The sequence below is a fragment of the Cryobacterium sp. GrIS_2_6 genome (assembly GCF_035984545.1).
In the GTDB taxonomy this organism is placed as follows: Bacteria; Actinomycetota; Actinomycetes; order Actinomycetales; family Microbacteriaceae; genus Cryobacterium.
In genome coordinates this window covers 3,508,930-3,524,913 of the sequence record NZ_JAXCHP010000001.1, presented here as the reverse complement: position 1 = coordinate 3,524,913, position 15,984 = coordinate 3,508,930, and the positions used below count along the sequence as shown (strand labels likewise).

Here is a 15,984-nt window from a genome sequence, read left to right as displayed (position 1 = left end):
GTCCACCGCCGTGTAGTGTGTGGTCAGACCACAGCGGCTTCATTTCACAGCCGCCACGACGACCAACACCACCCCACTGCCGAGGAGGAGCCCGTGACCGTTGACGCCGTGCCCACGCAGGGCGCACTCCCGGACGAGCGCAGAGCCTGGCAACTCGTGCTCGAGTCGATCGAGCGCGAATTGCTCTCCGGCCGGCTGCGTCCCGGCGACCGGCTCGCACCCGAGCGAGCCCTCGCCGCCTCCCTCGGCGTCGGCCGGTCGAGCGTGCGCGAGGCCATCCGGGTGCTCGAGGTGCTTGGACTCGTCCGCACCGCGACCGGCTCAGGGCCGACATCGGGGGCGATCATCGTGGCGCTTCCCGGCGGCGGCATGTCCGCGCTGATGCGGCTTCAGGTCGCGGCCCAGGGCTTCCCGGTCGAGGACGTCGTGAAGACCCGGCTCGTGCTCGAGGCCGCCGTCGTCACCGAACTCGCCGAGGCGCACGACCCGGCGTCGCTCGAACCGGCGTTGCTCGAACCGGCGTTGCTCGAACCGGCCGAACAGCTCCTCGACGCGATGGATGCGCCGGGCCGGACCGAGTCCGAGTTCCTCGCACTCGACGCCCAGTTCCACCTCGCCCTCGCCGAAGCAACCGGGAACCAGGTCATCACCGCGACCATGGCCGGACTCCGCAGTGCGATCGAAGCGTACGCGCGCGCGGGCGTTGCTGCGCTCGGGTCGTGGGCGGAGACATCCGCCCGCCTCAGGCTCGAACACCGCGAGATCGTCGCGTGCATTCGCGCGGCCGACCCCGCCGCAGCCCGCCGGGCCGTCCAGGCCCACATCGCCGGGTACTACGCCGAGACCCGGCTCACGGAGAGACCAGACGATCCCGACCTCGTCGGGGCGCCGCTCCCTCCCGAGCCGGCCTGACCTGACCTGACCTGACCTGACCTGACCTGACCTGACCCGCCGATCACCCGATCGCCCGACCTCCGTAGCCCCCGACCCGCCCTGCCCCAACCCCAGAACGGAAATCCTGACCATGGTTCAACGACGCATCCCCAAGATCAAAGACCTCGCCCCACTCATGCAGTTCAAGGTGCCGGAGCTCAACGCGAAGAAGCGCCGCCTCGAGAGCGCCCTCACCATCCATGACCTGCGCGCGATCGCCAAGCGGCGCACTCCGAAGGCGGCCTTCGACTACACCGAGGGCGCAGCGGAGGCGGAGATCTCGCTCGCTCGCGCCCGCCAGGCCTTCGAGGACATCGAGTTCCACCCCGCCATCCTCCGCGACGTCTCGACGGTCTCGACCGGCTGGGACGTGCTCGGGGCGCCGGTCGCACTACCGTTCGGGATCGCACCGACTGGGTTCACCCGGATGATGCAGACCGAAGGCGAGATCGCCGGCGCGCACGCGGCAGCGAAGGCCGGCATCCCGTTCTCGCTCTCCACGATGGGCACGACCGCTATCGAGGACGTCAAGGCCGCCAACCCGGCCGGACGCAACTGGTTCCAGCTCTACATGTGGAAGGACAGGGACCGTTCGATGGCCCTGGTCGACCGGGCCGCCAAGGCCGGTTTCGACACGCTGCTCGTGACGGTCGACGTGCCCGTTGCCGGAGCGCGCCTCCGCGACAAGCGCAACGGCTTCTCCATCCCACCGCAGCTCACCGTTGCCACCGTGGTCAACGCCCTGCCGCGCCCGGAGTGGTGGATCAACTTCCTCACGACCGAGCCCCTCGCCTTCGCCTCCCTCGACCGCTGGAGCGGCACCGTCGGGGAACTGCTCGACACCATGTTCGACCCGACCGTCACCTTCGACGACCTCGCCTGGATCAAGGCGCAGTGGCCGGGCAAGGTCGTCGTCAAGGGCGTGCAGAACGTGGCGGATGCCGCCAGGCTCGCCGAAATGGGCATCGACGCGATCATCCTCTCCAACCACGGCGGTCGCCAGCTCGACCGAGCGCCGATCCCGTTCCATTTGCTGCCCGAGGTGGCCCGCGAGGTGGGCAACGACCTCGAGGTGCACCTCGACACCGGCATCATGAGCGGCGCGGACATCGTCGCGGCCGTGGCCCTCGGCGCACGGTTCACCCTCGTCGGCCGCGCCTACCTCTACGGGCTGATGGCCGGCGGCGAGGCCGGCGTCGACCGGGCGATCGCGATCCTGTCGGAGCAGATCACCCGCACGATGCGACTGCTCGGCGTGACGTCGCTCGAAGAGCTCGAGCCCAGGCACGTCACCCAGCTCGCCCGGCTGAGCCGCATCGCCCGGCCGGAGGGCGTGCCCGCGACGCAGAGCTAGCGAGGCCGAGATGGCCCGTTTCCACCGAGCCGACTCGTCGAGGTTCGCGCAGACCCGACGCGGACGCTACGCGGCGGCGAACTCGTCGAGGACGGTCGCGAGCTGGGCGACGGCCCAGTCGAGGTCGGCCTCGGACACGCAGAGCGGCGGGGCGAGCCGGATCGTGGAGCCGTGGGTGTCCTTGGCCAGGACGCCGCGGACCATCAGTGCCTCGCACACGGCGCGGCCGCTCGCGAGCGAAGGGTCGATGTCGATTCCGGCCCAGAGCCCGGCGCCACGGACCGCGACAACTCCTCGCCCGACGAGGCCATTGAGGGCTTCGTGCAGGTGGGCACCGAGCACGCGGGCGCGTTCCTGGTACTCGCCCGTGGCCAGCATCCGCACGACGGCGCTGCCGACGGCGGCGGCGAGCGGGTTGCCACCGAAGGTCGAGCCGTGCTCGCCGGGGTGCAGGACGCCAAGGACGTCCCGGTTGCCGACGACCGCCGAGACGGGCACGATCCCGCCGCCGAGGGCCTTGCCCAGGAGGTACAGGTCGGGCACGACGCCGACGAGGTCGCACGCGAAGGTCGCTCCGGTGCGGCCGAGACCGGACTGGATCTCATCGGCGATGAAGAGCACGTTGCGGCGCGTGGTGATCTCGCGCACAGCAGGGAGGTACCCGGCGGGCGGCACGACGATGCCGGCCTCGCCCTGGATGGGTTCGAGCAGCACGGCGACCGTGTTCTCATCGATGGCGGCCTCGAGGGCCTCGGCGTCGCCGAACGGCACGGTGCGGAACCCGGGCGTGAACGGGCCGAAGCCCGCGCGGGCCGACTCGTCGTCGGAGAAGCTGATGATGGTGGTGGTGCGGCCGTGGAAGTTGCCCCCGGCGACGATGATGTTCGCCTGGTCCGGTGCTACGCCCTTCACACGGTAACCCCAGGCGCGGGCGACCTTGATCCCGGACTCGACGGCCTCGGCGCCCGTGTTCATCGGGAGCACCATGTCCTTGTGGGCGAGCTCGGCGAGAGCCGTGACGAACGGGCCGAGCTGGTCGTTGTGGAACGCGCGGCTCGTGAGCGTGATCCGGCCCAGCTGGGCTCGGGCGGCATCGAGAAGCACGGGGTTCGAGTGGCCGAAGTTGACCGCGGAGTACGCCGCGAGGCAGTCCAGGTAGCGCTTGCCATCGACATCCGTCACCCAGGCGCCGTCGCCGGTCGCGACGACGACGGGAAGCGGGTGGTAGTTGTGGGCCGCGTGCTCCTCTTCGAGGGCGATGAAGGCGGCGGGCGTTGTCGATGCCTGTCCCGGCGTGCCGAGTGCGGCATCCTTCGTCTGGTCGGCCCGGTTCGCGTCCGGTCGGGTGTTCGTGTGGGTGCTCATCGGCGCAGCTCCAGGGTGCAGCACTTGACGCCGCCGCCGCCGAGCAGGAGCTCGGAGAGGTCGACGCCGATCGGGTTGTAGCCGCGTTCGCGGAGCTGGCGCTCGAAGTCCTTCGCGCGGGAGGCGATGACGACGTTGTAGCCGTCTGAGTAGGAGTTGAGGCCGAGGATCGCCGCATCCTCCTCTGTGACGATGATGGCGTCGGGGTAGCGTTCGCGCAGCACAGCGAGGCTCTGCTCGTCGAAGGCGCTCGGCAGGTAGGCGATGTTGGTGTCGTCGAGGACGGCGATCGCGGTGTCGAGGTGGTAGAAGCTCGGGTTGACGAGGTTGAGCGTGATCACCGGGCGGCCGTAGATCGCCGACACCTCTTCGTGGCTGTTCGAGGCGCTGCGGAAGCCGGTGCCGGCGAGGATGACATCTCCGACGAGAAGGAAGTCGCCCTCGCCCTCGTTGATCTCGACGGGCACCCGCACGTCGAAGCCGCTGGCGCGGAACCAGTCCATGTAGGCGGGGCCCTCCGGCTGGCGCTCCGGGTACGTGAACGCGGCGCCATAGGCGATGTTGTCGATTACGAAACCGCCGTTGGCGGCGTAGACCATGTCGGGCAGGCCGTCGATCGGGTCGATCAGGTGCACGTCGAAGCCGAGGCCGACGTAGGTGTCGTAGAGGGTCTGCCACTGGGCGACGGCGAGGCTCGTGTCGGTCGGGATTGCCGGGTCCATCCACGGATTGATCCGGTAGACGACGGTGAAGTAGTCGGGCTTGCACATCAGCACCGTGCGCTTGACGGCCGTGCGCACCGGGGCGAGCTGCTGGGTTGTGGGGTCGAGATCGATGGTCATGAGGTCTCCTTCGGCTGCGCTCCGTCTGCTACTGACGGAATCGGAACGCGGGGTGGATGGCGGACCAGGTCACTCATGAGAGCTCCGCGCGGTCGAACGTGAACGTCGAACAGTGAACAACGAACGGGTGAACGGCACCGCGCAAAGACGCCGTGCTTATTCTCACACAGCGTGAATCAACGTTGCACGCCAAAATGCGCGCATAACCGGCGTGATCGTCGACATATGCGCAGGAATTCCACGCCGGTGCGCGGAATTCCCCCTAGACTCTCGGAATGGACAACCTCGACCGCGGCATACTCGACCTTCTGAGACAGAATGCGCGCGCGGGCTACGGGGACATCGGCTCGGTCGTCGGGCTGTCCGCCTCCGCGGTCAAGCGCCGGGTCGACCGGCTCGTCGCCGACGGGATCATCCGCGGGTTCACGATCCAGGTCGACCCCGCGATCGATGGCATGAGCACCGAGGCATATGTCGAGCTCTTCTGCCGGGGGACGGTCGCCCCCGACGAACTCCTGCGCATCCTCTCCGGCGTGCCGGAGGTCGTCGACGCAGGCACCGTCACGGGAAGCGCCGACGCGATCGTGCACATCAGGGCGCGGGACATTCCCGGGCTCGAGGCGGCACTCGAGAAGGTGCGCCTCGCACCCAACGTCGACCACACCCGCAGTGCGATCGTGCTCTCCCGGCTCATCCACCGCGCAGCCGAGTAGCCGCGCCGCTGCCCGCGAGAGTGGTCTTCGTCGGTGGTGACTAGGTGGGGATCGTGGCGGGCTTCATGCGGATCGGCGCGAGGAACTGGATCAGGGTGACGGCCGTGATCGCACCGGCGCAGAGGATGCCGGCGAGCACGACGATCTGGAAGCGCCCGGCCTCGAGGGGCGAGGCTCCGCCGAAGATCGCGCCGACGAACGCTCCGGGCAGGGTGACGAGGCCCGTGGTCTTGGTCTGGTCGGTTGTGGGGATGATCGCAAAGTAGACGGCGCGGCGCGCCAGGTCGAGCGTCGACTGCCGCGGGGTCGCCCCGAGCGCCATCCAGCCCTCGACCTCGTCCCAGTGCTCGGTGACGGCCTCGCCGAAGCGCCGGCCGGTCAGGGTCGCAATCGACATCGCATTGCCGATGATGATTCCGCCGTAGGAGAGCACATACCGCGGCGAGAATTCGATGGCGCCGACCGAGAACACCACGATGAGTGTCGCAAGGATGCCGAGGCCCATCGCTGCAGCGATCCAGCCGAAGTGCTGCCGGGTCGCCCCGAGGCGCCGGTTGACCGTGCTCACCGCGGCGATGAACATCACGCTGAGTCCGACTCCGACCCAGAGCGGATCGGAGATGATTCCGCTCAGGATGAGGCTGATCGCCGCGAGCTGGAGCGTGCCCCGGAGGATCGCGAGTGCGGGGGCGTACGGCCGGGGCACGTGGAAGCCCCGGAGCAGGGCGGTGACGACCGCGATCAGTAGCAGCACCCCGATGAGGCTGGGCAGGAGTCCGCCCAGTTCGGCGGGGAGGTCGGCGGGCCAGGTCACCTTCTGAGCCTAGCGAGCCATCCGGTTCGACCTCGCTCCACACGGGGTCAGTCATGCCCTCTGAGTGGAAAGCACTTCTCCGAACCGGGAATCGACGGCGCGCCCGAGGCTAGGGAGTCGGTGCGGCCGGCGCGAGTGCGGACCGGGCCGCCTCGATCCGGCGCCGGCGGGTCTCCGGCGTCTTCGCGCTCTCGATCGCGAGGACGTGGGCGCGCTGGTTGCTGTAGGACAGAGCAGTGAAGGCGGCCCGGGCATCCGGTTGCTCGTCGAGCGCTGCGGCGAAGTCTGCCGGCACCTCGACCACCCGGGGTTCGGTGTCGAGCTCGACGTCGACCTCGATCTCGTCCCCTGCGGCGACGCGTGCCTGTTCTCGGTTCTCGGCGCTGAGCGCGATCATGAATGCGCCGCGGTAGGGGGCGACGGAGCTGCGGTAGGTATGACCGCCGATCGTGACCGTGATGGCGTGGCGCTTGCCGGGGCCGAGACCCGCGACGACCTCCTCGGGAACGCGGATGCCCGTTGCCGATTTGCCGGAAAGTTCGAGGACGGTCGTGAATCTCATGGAACCGAGTATGCCGCACCGAGCGGTTCCGCGCACGGGTCCCTGCGGGCTAGCTTGGTACATAACCAACACAAGGAAACCGGGTGCGGGCACCATGAAGCTGACCATCGACGAGCACTCCCCCACGCCGCCGTTCGAGCAACTGCGACTTCAGGTGCTCGAGGCCGTTCGGACCGGTGCCGTGGCGCCCGGAGACAAGCTGCCGACCGTGCGCCGGCTCGCCGACGAACTCGGATTCGCCCCGAACACGGTGGCCCGGGCCTACCGCGAGCTCGAGCAGGGCGAGGTGATCGAGACCCGCGGCCGCCAGGGTTCCTTCATCGCCGCAACGGGCGACCCGACCCTGCGCCAGGCGCAACGCGCCGCTGCCGACTTCGCCGAACGGATGCGCGTGCTCGGCCTCGACGCGGACGACGCGCTCGCGCTCGTCTCGGCCGCGCTCGGCATCCGCCCCTGATCAATCCGCACGCGCCCCGCCTAGCCGCGAAAGCGGGTGAATAGTCGGTTCGAACCCTTCACACCGACGATTCACCCGCTTTCGCGGCCACCGGGAGCGGGGAGCTGGGCGTAGGAGGCGGCGAGGCGGCGGAAGCCATCGTCGAGGGTCACCTGTGGGGTCCAGTGCAGGTCGGCGCGCGTGCGGCGTTGGTCGAACCAGTGCGCGGTCGAGAGCTGTTCGGCGAGGAAGCGGGTCATCGGGGGCTCGTCGGCTCCGGGGCGTACTCGCCAGGCGGCCTCGATCACGGAGCCGCCGCCGCGTGCGAGCGCGGCGGGAACCGACCAGGCCGGTGGGCGAACCCCGGCCGCCCGGCACATGCCGGCGAGGAGCTCGGCGACCGGTCGGGGCTCGCCATTGGTGATCACGTAGGCGTTGCCGTGCACCTCGCGCACCCGGTCGAGGGCGGCTCTGATCGCCGTGGCCGCATTGTCCACGTAGGTCGTGTCGATGAGAGCTGCGCCGTGCCCGAGCAGGGGAAGGCGCCCCGCCCTGGCCCGCTCGACGATCCGGGCGACGAGCTGGGTGTCCCCGGGGCCCCAAACCAGGTGCGGTCGCACGACCACGACCCGCATGAGTGCAGAGTCGGCGTCGAGCGCGAGCAATTCGGCGCGGGCCTTGGTGCGGGCGTAGTCGCCGCGGGCACGAGCGGGATCTGCCGGGCCGGCATCGCTGCCGACGATGGATGTCCCGGCGTGGGCCACAGAGGGAGACGAGACGAAGACGAAGCGCGAGACCCCGGCATCCGCTGCCGCGGCGAGCAGGGAGCGGGTGCCGCCGACGTTGACGGCCTCGAAGTCGCGCGGGTCGCCCGCGAGGGAGACCTTGGCCGCGAGGTGAACGACGGCGTCCATGCCGATGACGGCATGATCCACGTCCTGGGCCGTGGTCACGGATCCGAGCAGGTCACGGGCCCCTGCGACGCCAGACGGTCGCCGCTGGAAGCAGCTCACCTCGTATCCGGCCGCGACCAGCTCTGCCGCGACCGCGCGACCGAGGAAACCGCTCGCCCCGGTGACGAGCACCCGCAGGGGGGTCACGGTCGCGTCATCCGCCCGCCGGAGAGGATGCCGCCCGCCCACCGGGCGAGCCGGCTGCGGTCGATCTTGGAATTGTGCCGGATGTCCGTCGGCAGCTGGGGAACCACGAGGACCGCAGCGAGGGGTGCCGGCGATGCCGTTCGGACAGCGGCAGCGAGTGCCTCCGTCGCGAGTCCGACCCGGCGGGCGGGCGGTCTCGTTTCGACGACGGCGACCAGCTGTTGGGTACCCACCGGTCCGACCCCGACGAGGGCTGCACGGGCGACACCGGGGTGTCCGGGGTTCGGCCTGCCGGACATGCCCGCGGTGACCGCATCGCGCGGCGTCAGACGGACGCGTTCGATGGCCTGCTCGGGGCCGACCGGCGTGACGACCCCCTCCGCCGTGACGATGACGTGCGGCAGCCGACCCTCGACCCAGAGCCGACCGTCTGCGTCGAGGTGGCCGACGTCGCCGGTGCGGTGCCAGCGTTCTCCCGCGATCGCGCCGCGCCTGGCGGCCCGGTCGGTGAGCCAGAGCCGGTCGTAGTGGTCTTCGACGTGGGGCGCGGAGACGACGATCTCACCCGTGACACCGGTCTCATCGGACAGTGCTCCGGTGGCTGCGCCCCGGTCGTCGAGAGCGCTGATCCGGATCCGGGTGGTCCCGGTCGGGTAACCGACGCAGACGCCGCCAGCGGTGGCCGCGGTCGCGGCCCGGATGCCCTCGAGGGTGATGTCTGTCATCAGGAGGCCCTCGGTCATGCCGTACGGGGTATGCGCTGTCGCGTCCGGCATCAGCCGCGCTGCGGCCGCGAGGAGCGGCTCTGCGACCGGCGCGCCTGCGGAGAGGAAGCTGCGCACCCCGGCGAGGGACGCCCGGTCGGCGGCGGTGAGGCTTGCCGCCGTCGCGACGACGTTCGTCAAGGCTGCCGGCGACAGGAACACGACGGATGCGTCGATCGCGGCGACAGCGGCGGCCACCGCGGTCGCGGTGAGCGTCTTCGGCGAGGTGACGTCCATGTCGGGGGTCACCGAGCGGGCGCCGAGGGCGGGGCCGAGGAGGGCGAACGGCGCGAAGCCGGCGACGAGGCCCGTCCCTGGGCCGACGCCGTACTGCTCGCGGAGCGCCCAGCTGACCGCGGCGAGCTGGCCGTTCGTGTAGACGACGCCCTTGGCCGGCCCCGTCGACCCGGACGTGAAGAGCACGGCTGCCGTGTCTGCCGCGGTGGGCTCTGGTGGCAGGCCCTCTTCCGCGCCGAGCGACTCCAACTCGGCGAGAGTGAAGGAGACGTCGAGGAGCCGGGCAAGCGGCCTGGCGAGGGTGACCGCGGCGATCTTCTGGCCGGGCCAGCCGAGCGCCCGGGCGGCGACCAAACCGGGGGTCGCTCCAATGACGTGGTCGGGACGCGCGCCCCGGACGGCCCGGGTCAGGCCGCGGAGGCCGAGGCCGGCATCCGCGACCACGACGACGGCGCCGATGCGCACGCAGGCATACAACACGGCCGTGAGGTCGGCGCCTGGAGGAACGAGAAGCGAGACCCGGTCGCCCTTGCGGACGCCGATCTGGTGGAGCCCTGCGGCCAGCCGGCGCACGCGCGCGGACAGCTCGCGCCAGCTGACGCTGAGCTGAGCGGCACCGTGATCGGGCGCCATGTCCACGAGGGCGATGTCGTCGCTCTCCCGGAATTCATCGAGGTAGTGCCAGAGCGGCTGGTAGTCGACACCGGATTCGGGCGCGGTTTCCCCGTCCGAGATGTCCTGTTCCGGTCGAGAGTGACCGGCGGATCGGGCGCTCTCGACCGGAACGGGCTTGGCGGCGGTCAGGGGGGCGGGCACGGCGGCGAGCAGGGCGCGGTCGGCGAGCCAGATCAGTGCGGCCGCGGCGTAGTCGACGTCCTCGGCCACCAGGTGCCCTGCCCCCTCGAAGCGGTGCACGTCGGCGTCGGGGAGCCGGTCGAGGAGGTCGTCGAGGTACCGGTCGCTGAAGATCGGGTCGGCGGGACCCCAGAGCAGCAGGGCCGGCACGCCGAGGCCGCGGAGTCCCGAGGCGATGCGGTCGAGTTCCGGCGTGCTGACGGATCCGGGACCGACCGGGATGTCGGCGACGAACGCGCCGATCCCGCCCCGCCGGGCCGCTCCCCGGTACGGCGCCCGGTAGGCGCGTTTGACGGCGGCGGACAAGGGCGGATGCGCGAGCGCGAGCGTCGTATCGAGGAACGCGGGCGTCGTGACGGTCGCGGCGCCGAGCACACCACCCTGCAGGGCCAGCCGCAGGGGCGCAGGGATCGCGGCGTCCTCCGGCTGGTGCACGCCGGTGTTGAGCAGCAGCACGCCCGCGAGCAGGTCCGGGTGGTCGATCGCCCAGCCGAGAGAGACGACTCCGCCCCAGTCATGGCCGAAGGTGAGGACCGGGCCGGTGAGTCCCAGCGGTTCCGCGCCGAGCGCGTCCGTGAGGTCGCCCAGGTCTGCGACCCGGCGTGCGAGCGGGCGCACCGTCCCGGTGCGCTCGGAGAAGCCCATTTCGAGCTGGTCGACGGCGATCACGCGCCAGGCCTCAGCGCCGCGCGTGGCGGCATCCGTCGCCTGCGTCACGAGCGACCGCCACAGGTACGACCAGGTCGGGTTGCCGTGCACGCACAACACCGTACCGACCGGGGTGATGCCGCGGGACGCGAGCACGGGCCCGTTGTCGAGCAGGTGCCAGGTGCGGATGCCGGCGCCCGGCTCCTCAGCCTCGACCAGCCTCGAGAACGCAGGGTCGAGCCCCGGCAGCCCCTCTGGCGGCAGGGACGCCGGCGCGGGCGTCGCCGCGGCGCGCGGCAGGCGGTACTGGTGCTGTTGCCGGGGGTGGGTCATGGTGCGGCCGGTCACCAGGCCAGTTCCATCATTGCGGTGTTGAGGCCGGAGCCGACCCCCATGAGCAGCACCCGGTCGCCGCGACGCAAGGTCTTGGCCTCTTCGGCCAGGGTGATCGGGATCGACGCCGGCCCGACGTTGCCGAACAGCGGGTAGGTGAGGGGCACCCTCGCCCGGTCGAGCCCGGTGGCCTTCACGATCGCGTTGGTGTGCACGTCAGAGACCTGGTGCAGAATGTAGCGGTCCATGCTCGACCAGTTCCAGTCGCGCTTCGCCTCCGTCCAGGCCGAGACGACCAGTTCCATGCCGCCCTTGAGCAGCGCCTTGGCGTCGGTGAACATGCCGTCGACGCTGCCGACGCAGAGTCCGTTGAACTGGGTCGCGGCGCGGGTGACGCCGCCGAGCATGCGATGGCCTTCCGGATGCCGGTCTGCACGTCCGAGGACGGCCGCGGCAGCCCCTGACCCGAGGGTCAGGCTCGCGAATTCGCTCATGAAGTCCTTGCGGCCGATGTCGGGCCGTCCGAGCCGGTCGATTGTGTTGGACTGGATCTCGTCGGCGTCCTCGCCGTCGATCACCACCGCGTAGTCGACCTGGCCGGAGTCGATCAGTTGCGCGGCGAGGGTCATCCCGTTCACGAACCCGAGGCACGCGTTGGCGATGTCGAAGTTGGTGGCCGACGACGGCAGGCCGAGGCCGTGGTGGATGCGCACGGCGACGGAGGGCTCGAGGTGCTTGCGCGTGACCGAGGTGTTGATCAGGAGACCGACCTGGCTCGGCTCGACGCCTGCGTCGCTCAGGGCACGCTTGCCCGCTGACACGGCCGCGTCGTCGAAGGCGAGGTCGCTGCCCCAGTTGCGGCGTTCGTAGACTCCGGCGACGCGCTGGAGCAGGCCGCTCGGGAGACGCAGGCGTTTCAGGGCCGGCTGCAGTCGACGGTCGATCTCGATCGAGGTAGTGACGATCGGTGCGAGGGTGCTCGCGACCGCCAAGAGCGCGACGTTTGTGTGCGACGTCGTTGCGTTTCCGTCCAAGTGCTGTTCCCCTGTCGAATTGTGGCGCCGCTGGCACGCCACGGTCCCCGGTATTATCCCCCACTCAACTGATCGTTCCTCATACGCAGGCTGTGTGCCGCGCCCCCCTGACCGCCCGCCCCATCCGCGAGAGAGCACTTTTGGCCCTTAACACCGTGGTTTGAGGACCAAAATTTCACGCCCGCGGGGTCCCTGCGGGCCCGGCGGGGCGGTCAGATGATGCCGGCGGAGAGGGTGCTCGGGTTGCCGAAGCGGTGGGCCGTGATCGAGATCGCCTGCTCCCGCAGGAACGGCAGCAGCTCGACCCTGCCTGCCTGGGTGACCGGGTGGGCGTAGACGGCCACGTCGGGGCTGCCGCGGAGGGCGTGCGCGAGCTGGGCCGCCGCATCCGTCGCCCCGGTCAGCGGGTCACCGCCGATCAGCCGCACCCGGCTCGTCGTGATGTCGCCGGCTGCGGCGCGGGCGAGCCATTCTGCGTCGCTCTCGACCGTGACCGGGATCTCACGCTCGGCGAGGGCACCCCGTACGATCGGCGGTATGGGCAGCGTGCTCGACACCGTGAAACGCGACTTCGAGAGGGTCGCGGCGATGAGCACCCGCAGCAGGTTCGACAGTGTGCCGTCCTCGGCGAGGCGCACCGTGACGGGCAACGTCCGGTAGCGGAACAGGTTGCGTTCGACACCGAGCCCGGAGACGTCCCTGACTGCCGCGAACTCCTCGCGCCAGGCGAGCGCGTCGCTGAGGGCCGAGCGGCGCAGTACGTCGAAGTCGGCATAGTCGAGCACGGGCTGCGAGCCCTCGATGAGCTGCGTGACGCTCGGTTCGAGGCCGCGCAGGTGCAGGGTCGAACTGTTCCTGCCCGGGTTGGTCACCCAGCTGCCGAGGCCGTAGAGATAGTTCGGGCCACCGGCCTTCGTACCTGCTCCCACTGACGAGCGCTTCCAGCCGCCGAACGGCTGGCGCTGCACGATCGCGCCCGTGATCCCCCGGTTGACGTACAGGTTGCCCGCCTCGATCGTCTCGAGCCAGGTCGCGAGTTCCTCGGGGTCGAGCGAGTGCAGCCCGGAGGTGAGCCCGTAGTCGACCGCGTTCTGAAAGCGGATGGCTTCCTCGAGTGTGCGCGCATGCATCACTCCCAGCACGGGCCCGAAGAACTCGGTGAGGTGGAAGTAGGAACCGGGAGCGACTCCAGTGCGGATGCCCGGCGACCACAGCGCGCCGTCCTCGTCGAGCTGTTTCGGTTCGACGAGCCAGCTCTCGCCGACGCCGAGCTCGGTGAGGGCGTGCAGGAGCTTGCCGTTGGCGGGTTCGATGAGCGGGCCCATCTGGGTGACCGGGTCGGAGGGACGCCCGACCCGCAGGCTCGTCGCGGCATCGACGAGCTGGCCGAGGAAACGCTCGGACCTGGCGACGGAACCGACGAGGATGACGAGGCTCGCTGCGGAACACTTCTGTCCCGCGTGCCCGAACGCGCTCTTGACGACGTCGGCGGCGGCGAGGTCGAGGTCGGCGGACGGGGTCACGATGATCGCGTTCTTGCCGCTCGTCTCTGCGAGAAGGGGCAGGTCCTCGCGGAAGCTCCGGAACAGCTGCGCGGTTTCGTAGGCTCCGGTGAGGATGACCCGGTCGACCGCGGGGTGCCCGATCAGCCGGGTGCCGAGCTCCCGGTCGGCGAGGTCGACGAGCGAGAGGAGTTCGCGGGGCACCCCGGCCTCCCAGAGCGCCTCGACCATGACCGCTCCGGAGCGCTGGGCGAGCTTCGCGGGCTTGACGATGACGCCGGAGCCTGCCGCGAGCGCGGCGAGCACCCCGCCTGCGGAGATCGCGACGGGGAAGTTCCACGGCGGGGTCACGACGGTGAGGCGCGGGGGCACGAAGATCGCGCCCTGCACGGCATCGAGCGCCCGGGCGCTCTCGGCGTAGTAGTGCGCGAAGTCGATGGCCTCGCTCACCTCGGGGTCGCCCTCTGCGATGGTCTTGCCGGTCTCTGCGGCCATCACCTCGATCAGGCGGTCGCGGTTCGCTGCGAGCGCGAGACCGGCCCGGTGCAGGATCGCGGCCCGCTCCCCGCCGGGGCGCTGGCCCCATTCGTTGCCGCTCGCTGCGACGGTGTCGATGATGACGTCGAGCTGTTCCTCGGTGTCGACGCGGGCGGCGAGGATCGTGTCCATGCCGAGGCGTGACCCCTCGACCTGGGCGAGGATCCGGCGCCCCCACGCGCGGTTCGCGGGCAGCGAGGGGTCTGTGTCCGGCTCGTTGTGGAAACGGCCGATGCCGGCGGCCGCGTTCCCCGCGCCCGCGTGGGTCAGGACCGCGGCCGTGTCGCTGAGCGAGCCGCGGGTGAAGCCGAGCACGGCATTGGTGAGGCCGAGGTCATCGTCGGTGTGCTGCGCCGCTTCGGCCGCCGACTCGGTCGCCTCGAGCTGGGTGACCGCCGAACGGTCCTGGCTTCGGTTCGGCGCGGGCACGAAGGCCTCAGGGCCGACCGATGATTCGAGGGCCCGGAGTGAGGCGAGGAAGCGCTCCTTCTCGCGTTCGAAGAGCGGGGGCGAGGTCGTGAGTTCGAAAACGGCGGACATGAAGTTGTCCTGGCTCGCATTCTCCTCGAGGCGGCGGATCAGGTAGCTGATCGCCACGTCGAACTCGGCCGGGTTGACGACGGGCGTGTAGAGCAGCAGCCTGCCGACGTCCCGGCTCACGGCCTCGGCCTGGCTCGTCGCCATACCCAGCAGCATCTCGAACTCGACCCGGTCGTCGACGCCGCGCCGCTTGGCGAGGAGGTGGGCCCACGCCACGTCGAAGAGGTTGTGCCCGGCGACGCCGATGCGGACGGCATCCGTGTTCTGCGGGGTCAGCGCCCAGTTGAGCACCCGCTTGTAGTTCGTGTCCGCGTCCTGCTTGGTGCCGTAGGTTGCGAGCGGCCAGTCGTGCACGATCGCATCGACGTGTTCCATGGCGAGGTTGGCGCCCTTGACGACGCGCACCTTGATCGGGGCTCCCCCGGCCGCGCGCCGGTTCTGCGCCCAGTGAGTCAGGCCCTGCAGGGCGCCGAGCGCGTCGGGCAGGTAGGCCTGCAACACGATGCCGGCCTCGAGGCCGAGCAGGCGGGGCTGGTCCAGGATGCGTTCGAAGACCGCGATCGTGAGGTCGAGGTCGCGGTACTCCTCCATGTCGAGGTTGATGAACTTGGGCACAGCGGATGCCGCGGCGAGCTCGTAGAGCGGGGTCAGCCTCTCGACGACCCGGGTCACAGCCTCGTCGAACGACCACATCGAGAGCTGGCTCGCGATCGAAGACACCTTGATCGAGACGTAGTCGACGTCGGGGCGGGCGAGCAGTTCCCTCGTGCCCTCGAGCCTGCGCAGGGCTTCCTTCTCTCCGAGCACGGCCTCGCCGAGCAGGTTGATGTTGAGCCGGTTGCCGGATTCGCGCAGGCTCGCGATCGCGGGCCCGAGCTTGTCCGGCGTCGCGTCGACGACGAGGTGGCCGACCATCTGCCGCAGCACCTTGCGGGCGGCCGGGATGACGACCCACGGCAGCACGGGGCCGAGCACGCCGCCGAGGCCGATGGCGCCGCGCAGGTACCCGGGCAGGAACCCGGGGGCCTTCTTCGCGACGGCCTGCAGGTTGTAGCCGGCGACCATGAGGTCCTGGGGGCGCATGACGCCGTCGACGAAGCCGACCGTGAAGTCGAGGCCGTTCGGGTCCTTGAGCACGCCGGCGAGGCGTTCGGCGGAGACGTCCGCCGGAATGGCGGTGCTCTCCGCGAGCCACTTCCTGACGAGCGTGACGACCTCCGCGCTCTGGGCCTGGTGCACGACGGACGGTGAGTTGCTCATGGTCACGAGGGTAGTCTTTCGCTCGCGCAACGGCCGGGAGCCGTTCCGGGGGGGACGGAATCTGAGTCCAGTGTCGCGGCAACGTCCGATAAGTAAAAGCGACCGTTTGTGCAGAGTAGTGGTTAGTATTTGTGTGCAATGGAGCCGAGCGGAAG

Annotated in this window: 12 protein-coding genes; 4 read left to right on the top strand and 8 right to left on the bottom strand. The window is 70.3% G+C overall.

What is annotated here, in order from left to right:
- The first annotated feature begins 93 nt into the window (after positions 1 to 93).
- Both RCH22_RS17045 and RCH22_RS17040 read left to right on the top strand, forming a co-directional pair.
- Positions 94 to 912: an FCD domain-containing protein gene (locus tag RCH22_RS17045; RefSeq protein ID WP_327014842.1), complete on the top strand. Its 819-nt coding sequence runs from the start codon at positions 94 to 96 to the stop codon at positions 910 to 912.
- Between the two features lie 112 nt (positions 913 to 1,024).
- The gene (locus RCH22_RS17040; protein ID WP_327014841.1) at positions 1,025 to 2,287 is read left to right on the top strand and encodes an alpha-hydroxy acid oxidase; all 1,263 of its coding nucleotides are present in this window, start codon (positions 1,025 to 1,027) and stop codon (positions 2,285 to 2,287) included.
- A 66-nt stretch (positions 2,288 to 2,353) separates the two neighbouring features.
- Here RCH22_RS17040 and rocD read toward each other — a convergent pair whose 3' ends face one another.
- A complete protein-coding gene (gene rocD, locus RCH22_RS17035; protein ID WP_327014840.1) occupies positions 2,354 to 3,652 on the bottom strand; it encodes an ornithine--oxo-acid transaminase in 1,299 nt (432 codons plus the stop codon).
- On the bottom strand, positions 3,649 to 4,494 hold the full coding sequence (gene ddaH, locus RCH22_RS17030) for a dimethylargininase (protein ID WP_327014839.1): 846 nt from the start codon (positions 4,492 to 4,494) through the stop codon (positions 3,649 to 3,651). Before ddaH ends, rocD begins: the two co-directional genes overlap by 4 nt.
- 275 nt (positions 4,495 to 4,769) lie before the next feature.
- Here ddaH and RCH22_RS17025 point away from each other — a divergent pair, with 275 nt between their 5' ends.
- Entirely contained in the window at positions 4,770 to 5,207 is a 438-nt protein-coding gene (locus RCH22_RS17025; protein WP_134449176.1) for an Lrp/AsnC family transcriptional regulator, read from the top strand.
- 40 nt (positions 5,208 to 5,247) lie between these two features.
- Here the strand turns inward: RCH22_RS17025 and RCH22_RS17020 are convergent, their stop codons facing one another.
- Positions 5,248 to 6,021 carry an ABC transporter permease gene (locus RCH22_RS17020; RefSeq protein ID WP_198413731.1) on the bottom strand — a complete coding sequence of 258 codons (774 nt, stop codon included), beginning with the start codon at positions 6,019 to 6,021 and terminating at the stop codon, positions 5,248 to 5,250.
- 109 nt (positions 6,022 to 6,130) lie between these two features.
- Positions 6,131 to 6,583, bottom strand: a complete 453-nt coding sequence (locus RCH22_RS17015) for a YdeI/OmpD-associated family protein (RefSeq protein ID WP_327014838.1) — start codon at positions 6,581 to 6,583, stop codon at positions 6,131 to 6,133.
- A 94-nt stretch (positions 6,584 to 6,677) separates the two neighbouring features.
- Between RCH22_RS17015 and RCH22_RS17010 the strand changes: the two genes are divergently transcribed.
- Positions 6,678 to 7,040, top strand: coding sequence for a GntR family transcriptional regulator (locus RCH22_RS17010; protein WP_327014837.1), 363 nt, complete (start codon positions 6,678 to 6,680; stop codon positions 7,038 to 7,040).
- A 71-nt stretch (positions 7,041 to 7,111) separates the two neighbouring features.
- Here the strand turns inward: RCH22_RS17010 and RCH22_RS17005 are convergent, their stop codons facing one another.
- From RCH22_RS17005 to RCH22_RS16990, 4 genes are all read right to left on the bottom strand, one after another.
- Positions 7,112 to 8,110: an NAD-dependent epimerase/dehydratase family protein gene (locus RCH22_RS17005; RefSeq protein WP_327015560.1), complete on the bottom strand. Its 999-nt coding sequence runs from the start codon at positions 8,108 to 8,110 to the stop codon at positions 7,112 to 7,114.
- Between the two features lie 5 nt (positions 8,111 to 8,115).
- Entirely contained in the window at positions 8,116 to 10,956 is a 2,841-nt protein-coding gene (locus tag RCH22_RS17000) for an alpha/beta fold hydrolase (RefSeq protein WP_327015559.1), read from the bottom strand.
- Between the two features lie 11 nt (positions 10,957 to 10,967).
- A complete protein-coding gene (locus RCH22_RS16995; protein ID WP_327014836.1) occupies positions 10,968 to 11,990 on the bottom strand; it encodes a 3-oxoacyl-ACP synthase III in 1,023 nt (340 codons plus the stop codon).
- A gap of 212 nt (positions 11,991 to 12,202) precedes the next feature.
- Positions 12,203 to 15,829 carry a bifunctional proline dehydrogenase/L-glutamate gamma-semialdehyde dehydrogenase gene (locus tag RCH22_RS16990; protein WP_327014835.1) on the bottom strand — a complete coding sequence of 1,209 codons (3,627 nt, stop codon included), beginning with the start codon at positions 15,827 to 15,829 and terminating at the stop codon, positions 12,203 to 12,205.
- Between the last annotated feature and the right edge of the window lie 155 nt (positions 15,830 to 15,984).